18 protein-coding genes are annotated in these 23,140 nt (G+C 55.3%); 14 read left to right on the forward strand and 4 right to left on the reverse strand.

The window, feature by feature from the left end; translation table 11 throughout:
* The first annotated feature begins 9 nt into the window (after positions 1 to 9).
* The 10 genes from secA to EVJ33_RS13940 all read left to right on the forward strand — a co-directional run bounded on the left by secA (position 10) and on the right by EVJ33_RS13940 (position 12,708).
* The gene (gene secA, locus EVJ33_RS13895; RefSeq protein WP_131438012.1) at positions 10 to 2,532 is read left to right on the forward strand and encodes a preprotein translocase subunit SecA; all 2,523 of its coding nucleotides are present in this window, start codon (positions 10 to 12) and stop codon (positions 2,530 to 2,532) included.
* A 54-nt stretch (positions 2,533 to 2,586) separates the two neighbouring features.
* The gene (gene prfB / locus EVJ33_RS13900; RefSeq protein WP_131438013.1) at positions 2,587 to 3,687 is read left to right on the forward strand and encodes a peptide chain release factor 2; all 1,101 of its coding nucleotides are present in this window, start codon (positions 2,587 to 2,589) and stop codon (positions 3,685 to 3,687) included.
* 61 nt (positions 3,688 to 3,748) lie between these two features.
* A complete protein-coding gene (locus EVJ33_RS13905; protein ID WP_131438015.1) occupies positions 3,749 to 4,606 on the forward strand; it encodes a YitT family protein in 858 nt (285 codons plus the stop codon).
* Positions 4,607 to 4,713: 107 nt separating this feature from the next.
* Positions 4,714 to 5,046: a cytochrome c551 gene (cccB, locus tag EVJ33_RS13910; protein ID WP_131438016.1), complete on the forward strand. Its 333-nt coding sequence runs from the start codon at positions 4,714 to 4,716 to the stop codon at positions 5,044 to 5,046.
* A 382-nt stretch (positions 5,047 to 5,428) separates the two neighbouring features.
* Entirely contained in the window at positions 5,429 to 6,115 is a 687-nt protein-coding gene (gene ftsE / locus EVJ33_RS13915; RefSeq protein ID WP_131438018.1) for a cell division ATP-binding protein FtsE, read from the forward strand.
* Positions 6,105 to 7,007 carry a permease-like cell division protein FtsX gene (gene ftsX / locus EVJ33_RS13920; protein ID WP_131438020.1) on the forward strand — a complete coding sequence of 301 codons (903 nt, stop codon included), beginning with the start codon at positions 6,105 to 6,107 and terminating at the stop codon, positions 7,005 to 7,007. The genes ftsE and ftsX overlap by 11 nt, the downstream gene beginning before the upstream one ends.
* Before the next feature lie 30 nt (positions 7,008 to 7,037).
* Positions 7,038 to 8,396, forward strand: coding sequence for a murein hydrolase activator EnvC family protein (locus tag EVJ33_RS13925; RefSeq protein WP_131438022.1), 1,359 nt, complete (start codon positions 7,038 to 7,040; stop codon positions 8,394 to 8,396).
* 99 nt (positions 8,397 to 8,495) lie between these two features.
* Positions 8,496 to 9,899: a S41 family peptidase gene (locus EVJ33_RS13930; RefSeq protein ID WP_131438024.1), complete on the forward strand. Its 1,404-nt coding sequence runs from the start codon at positions 8,496 to 8,498 to the stop codon at positions 9,897 to 9,899.
* 40 nt (positions 9,900 to 9,939) lie between these two features.
* Positions 9,940 to 11,076: a PDZ domain-containing protein gene (locus EVJ33_RS13935; protein ID WP_131438026.1), complete on the forward strand. Its 1,137-nt coding sequence runs from the start codon at positions 9,940 to 9,942 to the stop codon at positions 11,074 to 11,076.
* 270 nt (positions 11,077 to 11,346) lie between these two features.
* On the forward strand, positions 11,347 to 12,708 hold the full coding sequence (locus EVJ33_RS13940) for an IS1182 family transposase (protein WP_131438028.1): 1,362 nt from the start codon (positions 11,347 to 11,349) through the stop codon (positions 12,706 to 12,708).
* Positions 12,709 to 12,836: 128 nt separating this feature from the next.
* On the opposite strand, the gene glpK is transcribed toward EVJ33_RS13940, so the two are convergent.
* From glpK to EVJ33_RS13955, 3 genes are all read right to left on the reverse strand, one after another.
* On the reverse strand, positions 12,837 to 14,354 hold the full coding sequence (gene glpK, locus EVJ33_RS13945; RefSeq protein WP_131438030.1) for a glycerol kinase GlpK: 1,518 nt from the start codon (positions 14,352 to 14,354) through the stop codon (positions 12,837 to 12,839).
* Between the two features lie 30 nt (positions 14,355 to 14,384).
* Positions 14,385 to 15,092 carry an MIP/aquaporin family protein gene (locus EVJ33_RS13950; protein WP_131438032.1) on the reverse strand — a complete coding sequence of 236 codons (708 nt, stop codon included), beginning with the start codon at positions 15,090 to 15,092 and terminating at the stop codon, positions 14,385 to 14,387.
* 101 nt (positions 15,093 to 15,193) lie between these two features.
* Positions 15,194 to 16,048, reverse strand: coding sequence for a sulfite exporter TauE/SafE family protein (locus tag EVJ33_RS13955; RefSeq protein ID WP_145963186.1), 855 nt, complete (start codon positions 16,046 to 16,048; stop codon positions 15,194 to 15,196).
* 144 nt (positions 16,049 to 16,192) lie between these two features.
* On the opposite strand from EVJ33_RS13955, the gene uvrB reads away from it, so the two are divergent.
* From uvrB to EVJ33_RS13975, 4 genes are all read left to right on the forward strand, one after another.
* Complete coding sequence (uvrB, locus tag EVJ33_RS13960) at positions 16,193 to 18,169, forward strand: excinuclease ABC subunit UvrB (protein ID WP_131438036.1); 1,977 nt, start codon at positions 16,193 to 16,195, stop codon at positions 18,167 to 18,169.
* A complete protein-coding gene (gene uvrA / locus EVJ33_RS13965) occupies positions 18,170 to 21,043 on the forward strand; it encodes an excinuclease ABC subunit UvrA (RefSeq protein WP_131438038.1) in 2,874 nt (957 codons plus the stop codon).
* Between the two features lie 66 nt (positions 21,044 to 21,109).
* Positions 21,110 to 22,288 (forward strand): DUF4097 family beta strand repeat-containing protein, encoded by a 1,179-nt coding sequence (locus EVJ33_RS13970; RefSeq protein ID WP_131438040.1) that lies wholly within the window; start codon positions 21,110 to 21,112, stop codon positions 22,286 to 22,288.
* A 63-nt stretch (positions 22,289 to 22,351) separates the two neighbouring features.
* A complete protein-coding gene (locus EVJ33_RS13975) occupies positions 22,352 to 22,711 on the forward strand; it encodes a hypothetical protein (protein WP_131438042.1) in 360 nt (119 codons plus the stop codon).
* A gap of 49 nt (positions 22,712 to 22,760) precedes the next feature.
* Here the strand turns inward: EVJ33_RS13975 and EVJ33_RS13980 are convergent, their stop codons facing one another.
* A complete protein-coding gene (locus EVJ33_RS13980; RefSeq protein ID WP_131438044.1) occupies positions 22,761 to 23,117 on the reverse strand; it encodes a hypothetical protein in 357 nt (118 codons plus the stop codon).
* Positions 23,118 to 23,140 lie beyond the last annotated feature (23 nt).

Here is a 23,140-nt window from a genome sequence, read left to right on the forward strand (position 1 = left end):
ATAAAGCGTATGGCGAACTTTTTGAAAGATTTATTTGCTCCACAGAAACGAGTATTGAAAAAAGCAGAAAAAGCGGCCGACCTCGTCGAGTCGTTCGCCGAACCAATCAAGGCGTTGTCTGACGAAGCACTTCAGGCGAAGTCGGTTGAGTTCCGTGAGCGCCTAGACAAGGGCGAGACGCTTGACGATATCTTGCCAGAAGCGTTCGCGGTCTGTCGTGAGGCGTCCGAGCGCGTGCTCGGCATGCGCCACTATCGCGTCCAGCTCATCGGGGGCTACGTGCTCCACAACGGTGACATCGCCGAGATGAAGACCGGGGAAGGGAAGACGCTCGTCGCGACCCTCCCAGTATATTTGAACGCGCTCACGGGCCGCGGCGTTCACGTCGTGACGGTCAACGAATACTTGGCCCGCCGTGACAAAGAACTCATGGAACCACTCTACTTCGCGCTCGGACTTTCGGTCGGCCTCAACGTGTCGAACATGGACCGCGTCGAGAAGCAGGCGGCATACAACTGTGACATCACGTACTCGACGAACAACGAGCTTGGTTTCGACTACTTGCGTGACAACATGGTCCTTTATAAAGAAGATCGTGTCCAACGCGAGCTCTACTTCACGATTGTCGATGAAGTCGACTCGATCCTCGTCGATGAAGCGCGGACCCCGCTCATCATCTCGGGATCGGCTCAAAAATCGACAGAGCTCTACACGCGGGCCGATGCCTTCGTACGGACGCTCAAGATTGAGGATGACTATACGGTCGACGTGAAGACGAAATCGGTCCTCTTGACGGACAACGGGGTCGACCTCGCCGAGAAGTTCTTCGGCATCGACAACTTGTTCGCGATCGAGCACGTCTCGGTCAACCACCACGTCGGGCTCGCCCTACGTGCCAACGCCGTCATGCATCATGACGTCGACTATATGGTCCGCGACGGCCAAGTTATGATCATCGACCAGTTCACCGGTCGGGTCATGGACGGACGCCGCTACTCGGAAGGGTTGCACCAGGCGATTGAAGCGAAAGAAGGCGTCGAGATTCAACGCGAATCGATGACGCTCGCGACGATCACGTATCAGAACTACTTCCGTATGTATGAGAAGCTGGCCGGGATGACCGGGACGGCGAAGACAGAGGAAGAAGAGTTCCGTAACATCTACAACATGCAGGTCGTGACGATCCCGACGAACAAACCGATCCTTCGGGAAGACCGTTCGGACCTCATCTTCAAATCGATGGAAGGCAAGTTCAAAGCCGTTGTCGACGAGATCATGGCAGCCCACGCGACGGGACAACCGGTCCTTGTCGGGACGGTCGCCGTCGAGACGTCGGAGTATTTGAGCAAGCTCCTCTCGAAGAAGAAAATCAAACACGAAGTGTTGAACGCGAAGAACCACGCCCGTGAGGCTGAAATCGTCGAGAACGCGGGCCAAAAAGGCTCGGTCACGATTGCGACGAACATGGCCGGACGCGGTACCGACATTAAGCTCGGCGAAGGTGTCATCGAGCTCGGCGGATTATACATCGTCGGGACCGAGCGCCACGAGTCGCGCCGGATCGACAACCAGCTCCGTGGACGGGCCGGACGACAAGGAGACCCGGGTAAATCCCAGTTCTACTTGTCACTCGAAGATGAGCTCATGCGCCGCTTCGGGACGGATAGCCTCCAAAACATGATGGAGCGTCTCGGCATGGACGACACGCAACCGATCGAGAGCCGTATGGTCTCGAAAGCGGTCGAGTCGGCCCAGAAACGTGTCGAAGGGAACAACTACGACGCCCGGAAACAGCTTCTCGGGTACGATAACGTCATGGCCGACCAACGGAAAGTCATGTATAAAGACCGGGCGAGCATTCTCGAGAACGAGTCGGTCACGGACATCGTCCGTTCGATGATTCAAGAGACGGTCGAGACGGGCGTCGCGCAATACACGCCACTCGAGCTCGTACCGGAAGAGTGGAACATCGATGAGCTCGCGCACTGGGCCAACCAGACGCTCGCCCTCGAGCATCCGGTCGAAGGTAAAGACTTCTTCGGCAAAGAGCGCGAAGAGATCATCGAGCTCCTCGCTGAACGCACGAACGCGCAGTATGAGGCGAAACGCCAACTCGCGCCGCCGGAACGCTTCAACGAGTTCGAGAAGATTATCGTCCTCCGTGCCGTCGATTCGCACTGGATGGCGCACATCGATCATATGGACCAACTCCGTCAAGGGATTCATTTGCGCGCGTACGGACAGAACGACCCGCTTCGTGAGTATCAGGCGGAAGGGATCAATATGTTCGATGCGATGAACGCGGCCATCTCCGAAGAAGTAACCGGCTTCGTGCTCCGTGCCGAAGTCGGCGACAACCTCCGACGCGAGAAAGTCGTCGAGGAGGAAGTGGCGGTGTCTGGCAAGGACGACACGCCGGTGAAGAAAAAACCGGTCCGTCGCTCTGAAGACCAACGGCTCGGGCGTAATGACCCGTGCTGGTGTGGTTCAGGCAAGAAGTTCAAAAACTGCCACGGCAAACAACAGGCTTAATTTTGAAAGAGGCGAGTCCGCTCGCCTCTTTCCTACGGAAAGGTGACCTACACTATGGAAATTTCAGATATTCGCAACGAACTCGAGGCGATGGCGAAACGCCTCGAGAATTATCGCCAATCGCTCAACCTGACAGAGAAGCAGGCCCGCATCGCCGAACTCGAGAACGAGATGACGTACCCGGACTTCTGGGACAGCCAAGAGAAGGCGCAAAAAGTCATCGACGAGTCGAACGCGCTTAAAGCGATGGTCGACAAGTATCAACAGCTTGCGGATGGCCATGAGGACGGCGACGTCACACTTGAACTCATCAAAGAAGAGCCGGATGCCGAGATGCAGAACGACCTCTCAGAGATGGTGACAGCGCTCAAGGCCGACTTCGACGCGTTCGAACTCGAGATCCTCTTGAACGGACCGTACGATGCCAACAACGCCATCCTCGAGTTGCACCCGGGGGCGGGCGGTACCGAGTCACAAGACTGGGCGTCGATGTTGCTACGCATGTATCAACGTTTTGCTGACAAGCAGGGCTGGAAAGTCGAGACGGTCGACTACCTTGCGGGCGAAGAGGCCGGTGTCAAATCGGTCACGCTCCGCATCGTCGGTCATAACGCCTATGGTTATTTGAAGGCGGAGAAAGGGATTCACCGTTTGGTCCGCATCTCGCCGTTCGACTCGTCGGGCCGTCGTCATACATCGTTCGTCTCGTGCGACGTCATGCCGGAGTTCAATGACGACATCGAAATCGAAGTGAAGACTGAAGACCTCCGCATCGACACGTACCGCGCGTCAGGCGCCGGCGGTCAGCACATCAACACGACCGACTCGGCCGTCCGGATCACACACGTGCCGACGGGTGTCGTCGTCTCATGTCAGGCTGAGCGTTCGCAAATCAAGAACCGCGAAGCAGCGATGAAAATGCTTAAAGCGAAACTGTATCAACGCGAACTCGACGAGCAGCAACGCAAGCTCGATGAAATCCGCGGCGAGAAGACAGACATCGGCTGGGGTAGCCAGATCCGTTCGTACGTCTTCCACCCGTACGCGATGGTCAAAGACCACCGGACGAGCTATGAAGTCGGGAACACAGGCGGCGTCATGGATGGGGACATCATGGGCTTCATCGACGCGTACCTTCGCAAGACAAATATGTGATGCAAGTGGCTCAAGGACTGACGTCTTTGGGCCACGTTGTATGTAGAGGAGAAAACCTTTAATGAAGCAAATCGTCAAAGACTACATCTATTTACTCACCGGGTCCGTGTTCGTCGCCTCGGCGTTCAGCTTGTTCCTGTTGCCGAACAACCTCGCCTCAGGTGGCGTAAGCGGGATCTCGATCATCACGTATGAGCTGTTCAACATCTCGCCAGGGGCGTTTCAGCTCGTGTCGAACGTGTTGCTCCTCCTCGTCGGTTGGATGATCCTTGGGCTCGGTTTCGGCGTCAAGTCGCTCGTCGGATCGATTTTCTTGCCAGGCGTGATCTTATTCTATGAAGCGATCGATGCAGGTGCGGCCGTCAATGACACGTTGCTCGCGGCCATCTTCGGCGGGGCCGGCGTCGGGATTGGTCTCGGTCTCATCTTCCGGGGCCGGGCCTCGACCGGGGGGATGGATTTGCTCGCGCAAATCCTACATAAGTTCACCCATATCCCGCTCTACCTCTGTATCGCTATTCTTGACGGAGCGGTCGTCCTCGTCGCTGCCGTCACGTTCTCGTTCACGACGGGGCTATACGCGCTTATCGCGCTTTTCATTACGATTAAGATGATCGACTTCGTCCAGCTTGGCTTCACGCAGGACAAAATGGCCTACGTCATCTCGGAGAAGCGGGACGTCATCACGCGCGCCGTCTTCGATGAGCTCGACCGAGGCGCGACCGAGATTCAAGCGATCGGAGCGTACTCGCGTCTTGAGCGCCCGATGCTCCTCGTCGTCGTCCGCCAGAACGAAGTGAGCCGTCTGAAAGAGATCATTCGCCGCATCGACCCGGAAGCGTTTCTCATCTTCAGTGAGGCGCACGAGGTGATGGGACAAGGCTTCACCTCGGACAAACGTTACATCAACGTCCCGTGAGTTGTGGAATCTTTGTGTATTTTTGATGAGTTAGGTTAGAAAGCGGTTCATAACGGCTATAATGGTAAAAGTAGGTTATTTCTACAACTTAGGAGGGGAACCCTATTATGAAGAAATGGATGATGGCAATTGGACTCGGCGCCATGCTCACGCTCGGTGCGTGTGGCGGTGGCGATGAAGAAGAGACGACGAGCAACGGGGACGGCGCGAACACGGCGTCGGTCGACGCGGAAGCAGTGTACGCACAAAACTGTGCGGCGTGCCACGGCGCGAACTTAGAAGGGATGAGCGGTCCGGCACTTGAAGACGTCGGTGCCCGCCTTTCGGCAGAAGAGATTGAGAACGTCATTCGAAACGGACAAGGCGCCATGCCTGCGAACGTGATCGAGAAGGACGAAGAAATCACAGCGGTCGCGGCTTGGCTCGCTGAGAAGAAATAAAAATCGAAACCACGAGGTGACTTGTGGGTTGAATGGAGGCACTCGCGGATGCGGGTGCCTTTTTGAATGTGCGTTTCACTGTGTGTGTCGATCTCGTGAAGCCCATCTTCATTTCGACAATTTCCCACCGAACTCAATCCAACTGAAACAATCCTGTAATGGTTATTTAAAAGTTCGATTGTTATAATTGTAGCGCTTGAACTAACGCCTGACCGATTTTTTGGACGGGGTGACCGGGACAGGGTCCCTTGACAGGTTACCTGATTATCGTGTAGAACAGAGGCTAGGTGAAAATATTCACTTAACGAATCAATTCAACGAAGCCAATTCAGAATTTGTCATAGATGCATGAAAAATATATAAAAAGGGTAGGGAATACGTTATGATTTCGATGCAAAAAGTCAGCAAAGTATATCCAAACGGCGTCGTCGCAGTCGACGACCTCGATTTGCAGATTCAAGACGGCGAATTTCTATATGTCGTCGGACCATCCGGCGCCGGGAAATCGACGTTCATGAAAATGATTTATCGGGAGGAGAAGCCGTCGAGCGGGCAGCTCTTAATTGATGGAATCGATGTCGGTAAGCTGAAAAACCGCCACGTCCCAAAACTGCGCCGTCAACTCGGCGTCATCTTCCAAGATTATAAGTTGTTGCCGTCCCTGACGGTTTATGAGAACGTCGCATTCGCACTCGAGGTCGTCCAAGCCGATACGAACACGATGCGTAAACAGGTCATGGACGTGTTGAACCTCGTCGGCCTGAAGCATAAGGCGCGCAACTATCCGGACGAACTATCGGGTGGGGAGCAACAGCGTGTATCAATTGCTCGTGCCATCGTTAATAAGCCGAAGCTCATCATCGCCGATGAGCCGACGGGTAACTTAGACCCGGACACGGCTTGGGGGATCATGGAAGTGTTCCAAGAGATTCACCGTCGCGGGGCGACCATCGTCATGGCGACCCACAACCGTGATATCGTCGACAAGATTCGCCATCGCGTCATCGCGATCGAGAACGGGAAAGTCGTACGCGATGAAGAGAAAGGAGCATATGGCTATGATATTTAAAAGTGGAATCCGTCATCTGCGCGAAGGGTTCAAGGGAATACTTCGCAACGGGTGGATGACGTTCGCGGCTGTCAGTGCTGTCACCATCACTTTGTTACTCGTCGGGGTATTCGCCCTCGTCATGTTTAACGTCAACGAGATCTCGGAGAACGTCGAGAACGACGTCGAGATCCAAGTGTTCGTCACCCGGACCGCGGAGGAAGGGAACGTCGAGAAGCTCGGTGAGAATTTAGAGCAGATTCCTGGCGTCGCGTCGGTCACGTTCAGCTCGAAAGAAGATGAACTTGAAAACTTCCGTAATCAACTTGGGGAAGACGCGAATGCGTACGGAACGGTCGAGAAGGACAACCCGCTCCACGACCGCTATATCGTCAAGGCATCAGACCCGCTCAATACAGAGACGGTCGCGGATGCGGTGCAATCGCTCGCTAACGTCGATAAGGTCACATATGGACAGGACTATATTGACAAAATGTTCGCCTTCTTCAACGGGATTCGCATCGGTGGACTCGTGTTGATCGTCGGTCTCACCCTCATGGCGATGTTCCTCATCTCGAACACGATCAAGATGACGATCTTCTCACGCCGTCGTGAGATTGAAATCATGCGTCTCGTCGGAGCGAAAAACAGCTTCATCCGCTGGCCGTTCTTCATCGAAGGGCTTCTCCTCGGTGTGCTCGGCGCGCTCATCCCGATCGCCGTCATCTACTTCGGTTATGACGTCGCATATAGTGCTTTACAACCATCGCTAGATCAACTGAATAGTGATATATTTAAATTGATTGATCCATCGGTACTGACGACACAAGTGTCGCTCGTCCTCTTGGCGCTCGGTGCTTTCATCGGGATCTGGGGCTCGACGACATCGCTCGGTCGGTTCTTGAAAGTCTAATCTAATTTAAATATGAGGAGGAGTTGGCGGATGAAACGTTCGCTTGCGCTTGGATTAAGTTTGACGCTACTTGCCTCGCCGGTCATGGCGACGGAGAAAGACACGCTGAAAGCACGACAAGATCGTCTATCCAATCAATTGGAGGAGTCCAAAAAAGCGCAAGACGAGACGGACGCCGAGCTCGACATCACCGAGGCGGAACGCGACGCGGTATCGACAGAAATCCGCGCCGTCAATGAACGTCTCGAAGGATTAAGTGAACAGATCGCCGTCCAGCAAGAAGAAGCGGACGCGGCGCGCACTGAGCTCGAGGAAACCCGTGATCAACTCGCTGCCCAAGGGCAGTACCTCGAAAGCCAGAAGGCGCTCCTCAGTGAGCGCCTTCGTGTGCTTCAAGTACACGAGGACCGGTCCTATCTCCAGGTCGTCTTTGAGTCCCGTTCGTTCGGGGACTTCGTGACGCGGCTCTTGACCGCGCAGACGATCGCGGAGCAGGACCGGGACCTCATACATACCTACATGAGTGAAGTCGAGCGGCTCGAATCGCTCGAGGCACGTCAGCGGACGCAGCTGTCGTTCTTAAAGCAAAAAGAGCGCGAGCTCGTCGTAACGAAACAAGCGCTCGACGTCGCCGCCGAACAGAAACGTGACTTGTTGAGCGAGCTGAACGAACAAGTCGAACTGCTCGAACTTGAAAAAATGAGCCGTGCCGAAGAGCAGGCGCTCATGAACGAACAGAGCCGTATCATCGCCGGACAGCTCGAAGCGATCGCCACGGCGGAGCGAGAAGCGGCCGAAGCGCAGGCGAGAGCCGAAGCGGAAGCACGGGCGAAGGCAGAAGCAGAGGCGAAAGCACAGGCCGAGGCCAAAGCCGCAGCGGAAGCGAAAGGACAGTCGGAGGATAAGCCCGCGGCTTCTCCAGCGCCGGCACCGTCACCACCCGCGAAAGTCCCGACGAACGTGTCTACACCGGCGACCTCATTCGTCCGTCCGGTGTCCGGATACGTATCGAGCCCGTTCGGCCCGCGTCAAAACCCGCTCACGGGCGTGGCGGAATCGCATCGCGGCATCGATCTCGTCAATGCGACCGGGACCCCAATCGTCGCTGCGGCACCAGGCATCGTCATCAAGGCGGCACCTGCGACCGGATACGGCAATGTCGTCTTCGTGTCCCATATCGTCGGCGGGGAAGTGTGGACGACCGTCTACGCCCACCTCGACGCGATCACGGTCACGTCGGGCCAGACGGTCTCTGCTGGACAGACCGTCGGTACGCTCGGCAACACGGGCTGGTCGACGGGTCCGCATCTCCACTTCGAGTTGCATCGTGGACAATGGGCGCCAGGGCAACCGAATGCGGTCGACCCGGGTCCTTATATCGGTTATTAATGAGACGGACGTGTTCCAAATTTGTGGAACGCGTCCGTTTTTCTGAACTTTTTGCTATACTGAATGAAAGACTGACAAAGAGAAAAGAGGGAATCACCCGTGAAAAATACAACCGCAGGATTACTAGCCGGCGCCACGTTCGTTGCCGGGGCCGGTGCAGGGCTCGCAACGATGGCGTTTACGGATACGGCGCTACCGATTCAACCGAAGGCTGAAGGCTGGGACAAAGTCGATCAAGTCCGCCAATTGATCGAAACGCATTCGCTCAAGGATATTTCGGAAGAAGACCTGTTGACAGGAGCGCTCGACGGCATGACCGGGGCGCTCGACGACCCGTACTCGGACTTCCTCGACGCTGAAGAGACGTCGCAGTTCACCGATTCGATCGAGTCGAGTTTTGAAGGAATCGGCGCGACTTTGGAGAAGAAAGGAGAAGACATCTTGATTGTCGCTCCAATCAAAGGCGCACCGGCCGAAGAGGCGGGTCTCCGGGCCGGAGACGTCATCACGGCTGTCGATGGGGAATCGATTGAAGGAATGGCCGTCGAAGAGGCGGTCCAGCTCATCCGGGGCGAGAAAGGGACCGTCGTCACACTCACGATCCGTCGTGGCGGCCAAGAGGCCGACTATGAGATTACACGCGATACAATTCCGATCGAGACCGTCTATTCAGAAGTGAAAGAACAGGACGGAAAAAAAGTTGGTTATATCGAGGTGACCCAATTTTCCGAGCCGACGGCGGACGAGTTTTTAGAGCAACTCGAGACGCTTGAATCGGAAGGGGTCGATAGCCTCATCATCGATGTACGAGGCAACCCGGGTGGCTTGCTCCCTGCCGTCATCGAGATGACCGAAGGATTCGTCCCGACGAACAAACCGGTCGTCCAAATCGAGAATGCGGACGGGGACCGCGAGTCGCAGAGCGGTCGTGCCCGTGAAGCGAAGCCGTACGACTTGTTCGTCTTGACGGACGAAGGGTCGGCATCGGCGTCTGAAATTCTGGCCGGTGCCCTGAAAGAAGGTGCCGGAGCCACGATCATCGGCAACAAGACGTTCGGCAAAGGTGTCGTCCAGACGGCGTTCGACTTAGAGGATGGCAGCAACTTGAAGCTGACGACGAGCAAATGGCTCACACCAGACGGGAACTGGATCAACGAGAAAGGCATTGAGCCGGACGTTGAGGTCGACCAACCGGATTATTTCAATGTCACCCGCATCCTCGCTGATGCGGATACGCTCAAAGTCGGGGACTACGGGGAAGCGGTCTCGAACTTGCATACGGTGTTGACGGGAATCGGCTATGAGCCGGGAGGGCAGCCGGGCTATTTCGGAGATACGATGGCCCGTGCCGTCAGCGACTTCCAAGCCGACAACAACTTGCCGGAAGACGGGGTCGTCAATGAGACGACGGCGTCGGCGCTCGAGTCACGTTTGCTCGAGGAGATTCAAGACGAGGTGAACGATGCCCAATTGAATCGCGCGCTCGAAGAAGCTGCAAAATAAGGATTAGGGAAAGGATTGGACAAGTGTGGACGTTCTACGAATGAGTTTTACTGCTTTGTTGACCTTGATCGGTAGTCCGCTACTCTGGGCGACGCTCGTCGCCCTCGCTTACATATCCATGACGCGCATCAAACGGGAGCGAGGCATGTTCCGTTCGCGCCGGCGTTCGCCGAAATCGGACTGGCGTCATTTTGCATGGCCGAGTCTGTTGCTCGCCGTCATCGGTTCGGCGGCACTGATTTTGCTCGAGACGACCGTCAACTGGGAATGGCTCGTGACATTCAGCGTGCTGTATGCGCTCATCGTCTTGACGATGCACCCGCGCTTCAGCAGCCCGGCGTTTCCGTTTTTGATCATGCTGACGGCAGTCTCGCTTCGCGGCGTCGTCGAGTATGGCGCCTTCACGGACTGGATGGACCGCATGGCCGAGGTCGACTGGCCGGTGTATGCGCTCGTGTTTGGTGTCGTCACACTGGCGGAAGCAATTCTCTTACGTTGGAGCGGTCCGGTCGAGACGTCACCGACGCTCATCTTGTCCAAACGCGGCCAGTTTATCGGCGGACACGTCGTCAAACGGCTCTGGTTCTTCCCGCTCGTCGTCTTCCTCCCGCCGTCATTCGGAATCGACGGCCCGGTACCGATCATCTTACCGATTCCGATCGGCGTCAGCCTGTTGTCGACGGGAGCGCTCCCGGGGACACTGCTCGGGCGCTTGAGCCTGTATCGCGGCCTGCTCGCGCTCATCGCCCTCGGTTTGTTCGGGGCCTCCTACGTCATCGATGTGCCGTATGCGGCCTACGGCTTGCTCGGTCTGTTCGTCTTGTATGAGCTGGCGCTACAACTCATCAAACGAGAAAATCGAGGAACGACACCGGTGTTCATCAACGGCAACCGGGGCGCGGTCATCATCGACACGCTCCCGGGCTCACCAGGTGAAGCGATGCTGCTCATCCCAGGTGAATCGATTTATAAAGTGAACGGGAGTGTCATCACGGGCGGGAGCAGCTTCTATGAGGCGCTCCAGCTGCATAAACCGTACATCAAACTCGAGGTACTCAACTTGAACGGGGACATTCGCTTCGTGCAACGGGCGATGTATGAGACCGACCCGCACGAGCTCGGCATCTTGTTCGTCGCTGAGCCGGCGAGCCCTCGTCTGCGATTACAGAAACTATAAAAGGGAGCATCCTTGGTGGATGCTCCCTTCAGACTGTAGACAAAACATTGTCTGCAGTCTTTTTTATTTGCCCGACCGGGCACAGCTCGCTTTTCTGGGGGCAAGCAGGGAGCCGCATCGCGACTTTGCCGCTGCTGGGTCTCCCTTTGCTTGCTAATCCCCTGGAAGTCTCGCCGTGCCCGCAGTCGGCCCACGCATCAATCCCTCTTTTCGTACCGTCGTCGCTTTTTTATAATGAGAGATATAGAAACAATTATGGAGGCGAATCGGATGATCAGGAAATCAACAGAATCGGAAACCAATCGGACACAACTGGAGATGGTCACGCTCGACGAGCTTGTGCCAGCGGACCATCTGGTCCGAAAAATCGAGGCGGTGATTGACTTTGAGTTCATCTATCCGCTCGTGGAGGACTTATATTCTGAGGACCGTGGCCGGCCAAGCGTCGACCCTGTCGTCCTGATCAAGATGGCCTTCCTTCAGTACCTGTTCGGTATCCCATCCATGCGACAGACAATTCGTGAGATCGAGACGAACGTCGCATACCGTTGGTTTCTCGGGTTCGGATTCACGGACAAGGTACCACATTTCTCGACGTTCGGGAAGAACTATGTGCGTCGGTTCCAGTACACGAGCTTATTCGACGACATCTTCTATCATATCCTTGAACAGGCTGCGGACGCAGGGTTCATCGATCGCGCCGTCCTATTCGTAGACTCGACACACGTCAAAGCGAACGCAAACAAGCGGAAGCTCGTCAAGAAGACCGTCCGGCAAGAGGTGAAACACTATCAGGAACAACTCGATGCCGAGCGAGACCGCGAAGAAAGTGGAAAGAAGCCCTTAGGGCCAAAAAAGAATCAGGCGGAGGAGACGAAGGAAATCAAGGTCAGCACGACAGACCCTGAGAGTGGATATTACGTAAAAGGTGAGCGTGAGAAGCAGTTCGCTTACTCTGTCCATGCGGCGAGCGACGCCCATGGGTTCGTGCTCGGTGCTATCGTCACACCGGGTAACGTGCACGATAGTGTAGCGTTCCCCAATCTGCTCGACAAGGTCTCCGACCGCCTGATTCAACCGTTCGCCGTCGCCGCCGACTCCGCCTATAAAAATCCGGCCATTGCCAAGCTGCTGATTGACCGTGGGATCCTGCCGGTCTTCCCATACACTCGCCCGAAGGGTAAGAAGGGCGCCTTCAAGACCAAGGATTTCATCTACGACGAGCACCATGACGTCTACATCTGTCCAAACAACGAGTTATTAACGTACAGTACGACGATGCGCGAGGGGAAACGCAAGTACGTCTCGAATCCCGCGGTTTGTGTGAACTGCCCGCTGCTCGAGCAGTGCACGAAGAGCCAGAAGCACCAGCGGATAATCGAGCGACACCTCTGGCAACCCTATATGGACGAGGTCGAAGACCTCCGCCACACGGAATTGAACCGCAACATCTATGACCGTCGTAAACAGACGGTCGAGCGCGTGTTCGCGGACGCAAAAGAGAAGCATGGCATGCGTTGGACCCGTTATCGGGGACTTGAAAAAGTTTCAATGCAGGCGATGCTTACTTTTGCTGCCCTCAATCTCAAGAAGATGGCGGGCTGGGCATGGAAGAACGCCCAGCCCGCTTGAAAAGGGGCTCGGGCAGAGCGCCTAAAGGCCCGAAAACGACAAAATCACGTTTCAGTTCGCCTGAAACGTGACTTTGTCTACAATCTGAAGGGAGCATCCTTGGTGGATGCTCCCTTTCGTGCGTTCGATTAAAGCTCAAGTTTTGATGGTTTGAAGCCCATTGTCGCTTCGACTGCGTGTTGCCAGCCTTTATAAAGATTTTCGCGGTGTGACTCGTCCATCTTCGGTTCGAACTGGTGGTCGAGTTTCCACTGTTGTTTGATCTCAGCTTGGTCTTTCCAGAAGCCGACGGCGAGACCGGCGAGGTAGGCGGCACCGAGAGCCGTCGTCTCGCTCACTTCCGGCCGTTCAACCGGGACGTTCAAGATGTCCGCTTGGAACTGCATGAGGAAGTTGTTGTTGACCGCACCACCATCGACGCGGAGTGTCTTCAACTCGATGCCAGAATCTTGTTCCATCGCCGTCAAGACGTCGCGCGTCTGATAAGCGAGTGACTCGAGTGTCGCCCGGACGAAATGCTCTTTCTCCGTCCCACGTGTGAGGCCGAAGATGGCACCGCGGACGTCCGAGTTCCAGTACGGGGCACCGAGTCCGACGAAGGCTGGGACGACGTAGACGCCGTCTGTCGTTTCGACGCGGTTGGCGTACTGTTCCGTATCTTTCGCTGACTTGAGCATACGAAGTCCATCACGGAGCCATTGGATGGCTGAACCGGCGACGAAAATCGAACCTTCGAGCGCATATTCGACTTTACCGTTATACCCCCATGCGATCGTTGTGAGCAGACCGTGGTCTGATTTGACGGCTTCTTCACCCGTGTTCATGAGCATGAAGCAACCTGTTCCGTACGTGTTCTTGCCTTCCCCTGACTCGAAGCAGGCCTGACCGAACAGGGCCGCCTGTTGGTCACCGGCCGCGCCGGCGATTGGGACTTCAAAGCCGAAGAAGTGATACGGGATCGTGTTGGCGTATACTTCACTCGACGGTTTGACTTCCGGGAGCATCGATTTTGGTACCGTCAAGATCTCAAGCAGTTCATCGTCCCATTGTTGCTCATAAATGTTATACATGAGCGTCCGTGAGGCGTTCGAGTAGTCTGTGACGTGGGCGTGGCCGCCTGACAGTTTCCAGATGAGCCAAGTGTCGATCGTTCCGAAGAGGAGGTCACCGGCTTCTGCTTTCTCGCGGGCACCTTCGACGTTGTCGAGAATCCATTTGACTTTCGTACCTGAGAAGTAGGCGTCAATCAAGAGGCCCGTCTTATCGCGGAACAAGTCGCCATGACCCGCTTCCTTCAATTCATCACAAATGCCGGCCGTTTGACGTGATTGCCAGACGACAGCGTTATAGACCGGGCGACCTGTCGATTTCTCCCAGACGACGGCTGTTTCCCGTTGGTTCGTAATCCCGATGGCAGCGATCTCTTTCGGATCGATGTCGGCCGAACCGAACGCCTCGGCCATGACGGCGAGGACGGAACCCCAAATCTCATTGGCGTTATGCTCGACCCAGCCTGGCTTAGGGAAGTATTGTTTGAACTCGCGCTGGGCGGTCGTGACGATTTTGCCGTCGTGGTCGAAGATGATGGCCCGTGAGCTTGTCGTTCCTTGGTCAAGTGCTAAGATGTAGCGTTTTTCTTTCTCCATATGAGAGAGCCTCCTTAGAAATTAGAAAGATTATGGTACAAGAATGCCGTACAGCAATGCGGCGATGACCGCCCCGATGATCGGTCCGACGACCGGGATCCATGAGTAGCCCCAGTCCGACGTGCCTTTACCTTTGATTGGAAGGATCGCATGCGCAATCCGTGGCCCGAGGTCACGCGCTGGGTTGATGGCATATCCCGTTGTACCACCAAGCGAGAGACCAATCGAGACAATCAAGAAACCGACGATGAGCGGATTCAATCCGTCGGCAAAAGTGTTGGCCCCAAATGACAAGAGGGCGAAGACGAGGACGAACGTGCCGATGATTTCCCCAATCAAGTTGAACGGCGTGTTACGAATCCCTGGTGCGGTCGAGAACGTCGCCAATTTGGCGCCTGGGTCGTCGGTCGCATCATAGTGCGGTTTGTAATGGACATACACGAGGACGGCCCCGATGAACGCCCCGATGAATTGTGCCAAAATATAGCCTGGCACATCGGCCCATGGGAATGAGCCTGCTGTCGCAAGTCCGATAGTGACGGCAGGGTTGATGTGCGCCCCTCCGTAGATGCCGGCCGCATAAACCCCGACCATAACGGCCAAGCCCCAACCGAACGTGATGACGATCCAGCCTGCGTTCTCCGCTTTTGAGTGACGGAGGACGACGCCGGCGACGACACCGTTACCGAGCAAGATGAGTAGCATTGTACCAATAATTTCGCTGATGAATGCTGACATGTGATACTCCCTTCCTTCCATATTAAATTTGGCTTACCACTTCATTATATGCCCCAAATGTAAGCGTTTCAAAACCGAATATGCAAAAAAAACCACTTTTCTTATGAAAAGTGGTTTTGATTGACAAACCGCCGTCTGAAATCGAGGGTGATGCCGACGAGAAAAGCAAGGAGGACAGCCAAACTCGCGTATGTGAGCAGGGGGAATCTCGTAGTGCCGAGGTCGAGGATGATCGACGCAATGACGGAAAGATAGAGCCAAGCAAGTCGTCTTGAAATCTCTTTGTCGTTATAACGATTCGTCAGTGTTGCACCGATCGGCGCACCGATGAATGCCCCGAGGACGAGGGCGAGCGGCGTCACATAATCGAGCGACAGCGATGGCAGATAGCCGACGAGGCCACCGAGCGAGATGAACAAGACCGCAGCCAAGCTCGTCCCGACCCCGCGATGCGTCGTGAAGCCGAGCCAACTGACGAGGAGCGGGACGATGATGAACCCGCCACCGATGCCGAGGAGGGCGGACAACAGTCCGGCCATCGCCCCGATCATGATCCCGGCAAAGAGTGTTGATTTTTTAGGCTTCTGCGGTTTTGATGTTTTCTTTAATAGCGTAACGGCAAAATAAGATAGGATAGCGAGATAAAATAGGTTCAACAACCAATCGTACGTCCCGGAAATCGAGAGGACGAGTCGGCTCGACAGCTGTGCTGTCAAGGCGCCGGTCAATCCGACCGTGATACCCGTCGACCAGGACACGTTGCCGAGAGATGTATGTTTTTTCGCGCCGGACAGGCTCGTCCCGACGACGAACAAGAGCGACGTGGCGACGGCCTCTGCTGCCGAATAACCACTAAAGAGAAGCACCGGGACGATGACGACCCCGCCGCCGATACCGAAGAATCCGGACAAGGCACCCACGATGGCACCGAGCGGGATGAAGAGAAGCGACCACATGACGACCAACTCGTTTCTATTTAGATTCACTCTCCATCATAACGAAAAGCGGAACGAGTTGGGAAGCGTGTCAGAAGCGAATATTTGTTCGCGTATGTGCTATAATCAAGTCAATATGCAAGGAACAGAAAGCGAGGAATATACATGGATAAGATTAGCGTTCCGTTCGGCTTACAATCAGAATATAAGCCGGCCGGCGACCAACCGGAGGCGATTCGACAGCTCGTCGAGGGTGTCAATCGCGGCGACCGGTACCAAACGTTACTCGGGGCGACCGGTACCGGGAAGACGTTCACCGTATCGAACGTCATCCAAGAAGTGAAGAAGCCAACGCTCGTCTTGGCCCACAACAAGACGCTCGCCGGACAGCTCTACTCCGAGTTCAAAGAATTCTTCCCGAACAACGCCGTCGAATATTTCGTCAGCTATTACGATTACTATCAGCCAGAGGCGTACGTGCCGTCGACCGACACGTTCATCGAGAAAGACGCCTCGATCAACGATGAGATCGATAAACTTCGCCACTCGGCGACCTCGGCTCTGTTCGAGCGCGATGATGTCATCATCGTCGCTTCGGTATCGTGCATCTACGGTCTCGGTAACCCGGAAGAATATAACAGTCTCGTCTTGAGTCTCCGTGTTGGGAAAGAGATGGGGCGCGATCAAATGCTCCGCAAATTGATCGACATCCAATATGAACGGAACGACATCGACTTCCAACGGGGTCGGTTCCGTGTCCGTGGGGACGTCGTCGAAATCTTCCCGGCGTCACGTGACGAGCAGTGCTTACGCGTCGAATTTTTCGGGGACGAGATTGATCGGATTCGCGAGATGGACCCGCTTACCGGCGAAATCATCGCCGATCGCGAGCATGTATCGATTTTCCCAGCATCCCACTTCGTCACGCGTGACGAGAAGTTACAAAAAGCGATCGTCAACATCGAGGCCGAACTCGAACAACAGCTTGAGAAGTTCCGTGAAGAAGGCAAGTTACTCGAGGCGCAACGTCTCGAGCAGCGGACGAACTACGATCTCGAGATGATGCGTGAGATGGGCTACTGTTCAGGCATTGAGAACTATTCGCGCCATTTGAACTTGACGGAGGCAGGAGCGACACCGTACACGCTCATCGACTACTTCCCGAAAGACTTCTTGCTCATCGCTGATGAGTCGCACGTGACGCTCCCGCAAGTGCGCGGGATGTATAATGGGGACCAAGCACGGAAACAAGTGCTCGTCGACCACGGTTTCCGTCTGCCGTCGGCAAAGGACAACCGGCCGCTCAAGTTTGACGAGTTCGAGAAGAAGTTGAGCCAGGCCATCTTCATCTCGGCGACACCGGGTCCGTATGAGCTCGAACATACGCCGAACATGATTGAACAGATTATCCGACCGACGGGTCTCCTCGATCCAACGATTGAGATTCACCCAATTAAAGGGCAGATTGACTACTTGATGGACCAAATCCGTGAGCGCATTAAACAGGACGAACGCGTCCTCGTGACGACGCTCACGAAGAAGATGGCCGAGGACTTATCGGACTATCTGCGTGAAGCGGGCATCAAGGTCAACTATATGCACTCGGAAATCAAGACGCTCGAGCGGATTGAGATTATCCGCGACTTGCGTCTCGGAAAATACGACGTCCTCGTCGGAATCAACTTGCTGCGGGAAGGTCTAGACATCCCGGAAGTGAGTCTCGTCACGATTCTCGACGCCGACAAGGAAGGCTTCCTCCGTTCGGACCGGTCGCTCATCCAGACGATCGGACGGGCAGCCCGGAACTCGAACGGCCACGTCATCTTGTTCGCGGATAAGATGACCGACTCGATGACACGGGCGATTGAAGAGACCGACCGCCGTCGCTCGATTCAACAGGCTTATAATGAAGAACACGGCATCACGCCGCAGACGATCCGCAAAGAAGTGCGCGGTGTCATCCGGGCGACGGTCGACGCCGAGGAGGATGTGCTCGAATCGCTCAGTTCGATGAAACCGGCCGAGCGCGAAGAAGCCATCGCCAAGCTAGAAGAAGAAATGAAACAAGCGGCCCGCGACCTCCAGTTCGAACGGGCGGCCGAATTGCGTGACTTAATCTTGGAGTTGAAGGTAGGGAATTAAATGGCTGAGAAGAAAAATGCGATCGTCATCAAAGGCGCTCGCGTCAATAACTTAAAAAATATTGATATTGATATCCCCCGTGATCAGCTCGTCGTCTTGACGGGCTTGTCGGGTTCCGGGAAATCGTCACTCGCGTTCGATACGATTTACGCCGAGGGACAGCGTCGCTACGTCGAGAGTCTATCGGCCTACGCCCGTCAGTTCCTCGGACAGATGGACAAGCCGGACGTCGACACGATTGAGGGCCTCAGCCCGGCTATCTCGATCGACCAGAAGACGACGAGCCGTAACCCGCGCTCGACCGTCGGGACGGTCACGGAAATCTATGACTACTTACGCCTGTTGTTCGCTAGGATCGGGAAACCGGTCTGTCCGCGTCACGGCATCGAAATCTCGAGCCAGACGATTTCGCAAATGGTCGACCAAGTGATGGAACTGCCGGAGAAGTCGCGCTTGCAAATTTTGGCGCCAATCGTCTCAGGTCGCAAAGGGACGCACGTCAAAGTGTTCGATTCGCTTAAAAAGGAAGGCTTCGTCCGCGTCCGTGTCAACGGGGAGACGATCGAACTGACCGATGAGATCGAACTCGATAAAAATAAGAAACATTCCATCGAAGTGGTCGTCGACCGCCTCGTCGTCCGTCCTGACGTCGAGGGCCGTCTCGCCGACTCACTCGAGACAGCGCTCCGTCTCGCCGACGGCCGGGCCATCATCGATAAGATGGATGGGACCGAGCTCCTGTTCAGCGAGCATCACGCCTGTCCGATCTGTGGGTTCTCGATCGGTGAACTCGAGCCGCGCATGTTCTCGTTCAACTCACCGTTCGGCGCTTGTCCGACGTGTGACGGACTCGGCACGAAACTCGATGTCGACCCTGAACTCGTCATCCCCGATCCGTCGAAAACGCTGAAGGAAGGCGCGGTCGTCGCTTGGCAGCCGACAAGTTCGCAATATTATCCACAACTGCTCGCCTCGATGTGCAAACACTTCGACATCGACATGGACGTGCCGTTCGAACGCCTATCCAAGCGGGACCAAGAGCTCGTCTTGCACGGGACGGACGAAGAGTCGTTCTTGTTCCGTTACGAGAACGACTTCGGACAAGTCCGGACGAACACAATCTTTTTCGAAGGGGTACTCCGAAACATCGAGCGCCGCTACAAAGAGACGACGTCCGATTACATCCGTGAACAGATGGAGACGTACATGGCGACACATGCTTGTCCGACATGTAGCGGCTACCGGTTGAAAGAAGAGACGCTCGCCGTTAAAATCACGGGACACCACATCGGGCAAGTGACGAACTTGTCGGTCGTCAACGCCATCGACTTGTTCGATTCAATCATGACGGAGTTGAGCGAGAAAGATATCGCCATCGCCCGTCTCATCTTGCAAGAAATCTGTGAGCGGCTCAGTTTCTTGAACAACGTCGGTCTCGACTATTTGACGCTGTCACGTGCTGCCGGGACGCTCTCTGGTGGAGAAGCGCAACGGATTCGTCTCGCGACGCAAATCGGTTCACGGCTCACGGGCGTCTTGTACGTCCTCGATGAACCGTCGATCGGGTTGCATCAGCGTGATAACGACCGCTTGATCGCGACGCTGAAACAGATGCGTGACATCGGCAACACGCTCATCGTCGTCGAGCACGACGAGGACACGATGATGGCAGCCGACTACTTGATCGACATCGGGCCGGGTGCCGGCGAACATGGTGGAGAAGTCATCGCCGCCGGGACGCCGAAACAGCTCATGAAGAACAGAAAGTCGCTCACGGGGCAATACTTGTCTGGTAAGAAGTTCATCCCGCTCCCGGCCGAACGGAAAGTGCCGGATGAGCGTTTCTTGAAAATCTTGAAGGCGGAAGAGAACAACTTGAAAGGGGTCGACGTCTCGATTCCGCTCGGGATGTTCATCGCCGTCACCGGCGTCTCGGGTTCCGGGAAGTCGACGCTCATCAATGAGATCCTCTACAAATCGCTCGCCCATCATATTAACCGGGCCAAGGCGAAGCCAGGGAAGCATAAGAAAATCGAAGGGCTCGACCATATCGATAAAGTCATCGATATCGACCAGTCACCGATTGGCCGGACACCGCGGTCGAACCCGGCGACGTATACCGGCGTGTTCGATGATATCCGTGACGTGTTCGCATCGACGAATGAAGCGAAGATGCGCGGCTATAAGAAAGGCCGGTTCAGTTTCAACGTCAAGGGCGGACGCTGCGAGGCGTGTCGCGGGGACGGGATCATCAAAATCGAGATGCATTTCTTGCCGGACGTTTACGTTCCGTGTGAAGTATGTCACGGGAAACGCTATAACCGCGAGACGCTCGAAGTGAAGTACAAAGGCAAGACGATTGCCGACGTGCTCGACATGACGATCGAGGAAGGACTCGACTTCTTTGATAAGATTCCGAAAATCAAACGGAAAGTCCAGACCATTTTTGACGTCGGTCTCGGTTATATGAAACTCGGACAACCGGCGACGGAACTGTCCGGTGGGGAAGCGCAGCGCGTCAAACTCGCCTCTGAACTCCATAAACGTTCGACCGGGAAGACGATCTACATCTTGGACGAGCCGACGACGGGTCTTCATGTCGACGATATCGCCCGGTTGTTGAAAGTGTTGCAACGCCTCGTCGAGAACGGGGACACGGTGCTCGTCATCGAGCATAACCTCGACGTCATCAAATCGGCCGACTACTTGATCGACCTCGGACCTGAAGGCGGGGACGGCGGCGGTACAATCGTCGCGACCGGGACTCCGGAAGAAGTCGCCGAAGTGGCAGCATCGTATACCGGCAAGTATTTGAAGCCGGTGTTAGAACGGGATTCGGCCCGGGCGAAACCGAAAGCAGGAAAACGGAAGTAAGGTATAGAAATGATGAGAAACGGGAACATGATTGACGTGTGACCAAATCAAAGGGGGAAACGAACAGTGAAACAAGAAATGCGTGAACTGATTCTCCAGCAAGTGAAAGATGGGAAGTTGACGATTGAAGAAGGGATGACCCAGCTTGAACGGCTCGAGAAGTTAGAGCCTGAGCATGTTCAAGCGCTCGAAGAACGACAAGAGACGGAAAAAGTCGACGCCTATTCGGTCGAGTCGCTCACGACGAAACTGACATCGGCCGTCGAAGGACTCGTCACGAAACTTCGCGACAGCGACTTCACGTTCAGCTCGAATTTCGGGCCGGAAGTGACGTATTCGAAATCGTTCCCGTTCACCGGGAAAGACATCTCGCTCGATTTGTTTAACGCCTCGGCGACGATCGTCTCGTCGGACAACGACGAGTGTGAACTGATCGTCACCGGTCGTCCGCTCCGTCAACAAGACGCGGACAAGGCGCTCGAACAACTCCAGTCAGCCGTCAAGCATTCGGTCATCGGTGACCGTCTCGTCGTGTCACTCCGCGATAAGCTCGTGCGGGCGCACGTCGAACTGTACGTCCCGCATCATCATTTCGATCACCTGCACGTACAGACGCTAAACGGGGAAGTCCGCGCTGACGGACTCGACGTCGAGAGCGTCCGCATCCAGACGGCGAACGGTCGAGTCGTGCTCCATGAAGTGCATGCCTCGGAGCTCCTCCTCAATACGGGGAACGGCACGGTCGAAGTCGAAGGAGTCGAATCTGAACTCGTTCACGTCCGGACCGGTAACGGATCCGTTATCGTGAACGGCAAATACGACAAGGCGTCGCTCAAAACCGGCAACGGAAACATCCGCGCTGAACTCGCGACGGCACGTCCGGCCAAGTTCGAGCTCGCCTCGCTCGCCGGAAACGTCCGTCTCGTCTTGCCGCACGGCGTCGAGGTCGAAGGAGAGCTCGAAACGAACTTCGGCGGTCTCCACTGTAATTTAGACGAACTCGAGATCATCCGCGACCGGAAAGACGTCGCCCAGCGTCGTCTTGAATTCCTGTCGGGACGTGGTCAAACGCCGCGCATCGAAGTTGAGGCCGGGACACGTACCGGTACGATTGACCTCGAACACGGTTCGCTCCACACGCCGTCAACGTTCCTCGAAGAGGACAAGCACGAACCGACGGAACCGATTGACCCGGTCGACCCGGTCAATCCGGGCGACTTGAACAATCCGTTCCATCAGAAATGACCCTGAGCCCGAAGGCAAATCGCTTTCGGGTTTCTTTCAACTTGATAGATGAGGAGGGGCAGGATGAGGCGATTTGTGTCAGCATACGGATGGCTAATGGTCGCGGCGCTGTTACTTGGTGGATGTGATGAGGAACAACGTATCGTTAACGAAACTGAGCCGGCTGGTGATGAAGCGATCGCCATCGCCTGGTCGTATGTGACCGCGCACAATTGGCAGGAACCCGCAATCGATGCAGGGGGGAGTGCCGAGGTGCAGCGTGTTGTGGTCGATGACAGCTATGAACTGTTGGACGATGCGTATGCGGGGACTGAGGCGCTCGCCGTCTCGTTTGCATCCAATCCGAACAGTGTCGTCGGCGTCCCGACGATTTTGGTCGCGCCGGAGTCGAATACCGTGGTCGGTTATTTGCCGGGTGAATGAGACATCCATGACAAAACCCGATGGCGATCGCCTTCGGGTTTTGTCATGCTTACAGATTCATTTGATACTCCATCTGTTCCCAATCCATCATTTGACCGTCATAGATGGTGAACGATCCGATGATGAACAGGATGAATAGGCCCGGTCCGGCGATGAGTAAGAAAATCCCGAGGTTCCGCATCGTCTTCGACCGTTTCCAATAGAAGATGATGGCGACGATCATCGATAAGAGTGACCCGGACAAGAACAAACCGACGATGTTCAAGATGAACAACAATAGTACCGTCTCGTTTTTCGTCACGGCGTATTCACGCCACATGTCAAATAGTGATTTGACCAAGTAGACGAGCGCTGCGATCCCGACGATAAAAATAAAGACAATGGCAATCCAAAATAGTGCATTCATGTAATTTCACCTCCCTATTCGTC

This window comes from Exiguobacterium sp. SL-10 (assembly GCF_004337025.1).
In the GTDB taxonomy this organism is placed as follows: Bacteria; Bacillota; Bacilli; order Exiguobacteriales; family Exiguobacteriaceae; genus Exiguobacterium.

What these genes read in the sequence shown, in the direction of transcription:
- secA (WP_131438012.1), top strand. Translation starts at nt 10, where the DNA reads ATGGCGAACTTTTTGAAAGATTTATTTGCTCCACAGAAACGAGTATTG.
- prfB (WP_131438013.1), top strand. Translation starts at nt 2,587, where the DNA reads ATGGAAATTTCAGATATTCGCAACGAACTCGAGGCGATGGCGAAACGC.
- EVJ33_RS13905 (WP_131438015.1), top strand. Translation starts at nt 3,749, where the DNA reads ATGAAGCAAATCGTCAAAGACTACATCTATTTACTCACCGGGTCCGTG.
- cccB (WP_131438016.1), top strand. Translation starts at nt 4,714, where the DNA reads ATGAAGAAATGGATGATGGCAATTGGACTCGGCGCCATGCTCACGCTC.
- ftsE (WP_131438018.1), top strand. Translation starts at nt 5,429, where the DNA reads ATGATTTCGATGCAAAAAGTCAGCAAAGTATATCCAAACGGCGTCGTC.
- ftsX (WP_131438020.1), top strand. Translation starts at nt 6,105, where the DNA reads ATGATATTTAAAAGTGGAATCCGTCATCTGCGCGAAGGGTTCAAGGGA.
- EVJ33_RS13925 (WP_131438022.1), top strand. Translation starts at nt 7,038, where the DNA reads ATGAAACGTTCGCTTGCGCTTGGATTAAGTTTGACGCTACTTGCCTCG.
- EVJ33_RS13935 (WP_131438026.1), top strand. Translation starts at nt 9,940, where the DNA reads ATGAGTTTTACTGCTTTGTTGACCTTGATCGGTAGTCCGCTACTCTGG.
- EVJ33_RS13940 (WP_131438028.1), top strand. Translation starts at nt 11,347, where the DNA reads ATGATCAGGAAATCAACAGAATCGGAAACCAATCGGACACAACTGGAG.
- glpK (WP_131438030.1), bottom strand. Translation starts at nt 14,354, where the DNA reads ATGGAGAAAGAAAAACGCTACATCTTAGCACTTGACCAAGGAACGACA.
- EVJ33_RS13950 (WP_131438032.1), bottom strand. Translation starts at nt 15,092, where the DNA reads ATGTCAGCATTCATCAGCGAAATTATTGGTACAATGCTACTCATCTTG.
- EVJ33_RS13955 (WP_145963186.1), bottom strand. Translation starts at nt 16,048, where the DNA reads ATGTGGTCGCTTCTCTTCATCCCGCTCGGTGCCATCGTGGGTGCCTTG.
- uvrB (WP_131438036.1), top strand. Translation starts at nt 16,193, where the DNA reads ATGGATAAGATTAGCGTTCCGTTCGGCTTACAATCAGAATATAAGCCG.
- uvrA (WP_131438038.1), top strand. Translation starts at nt 18,170, where the DNA reads ATGGCTGAGAAGAAAAATGCGATCGTCATCAAAGGCGCTCGCGTCAAT.
- EVJ33_RS13975 (WP_131438042.1), top strand. Translation starts at nt 22,352, where the DNA reads ATGAGGCGATTTGTGTCAGCATACGGATGGCTAATGGTCGCGGCGCTG.
- EVJ33_RS13980 (WP_131438044.1), bottom strand. Translation starts at nt 23,117, where the DNA reads ATGAATGCACTATTTTGGATTGCCATTGTCTTTATTTTTATCGTCGGG.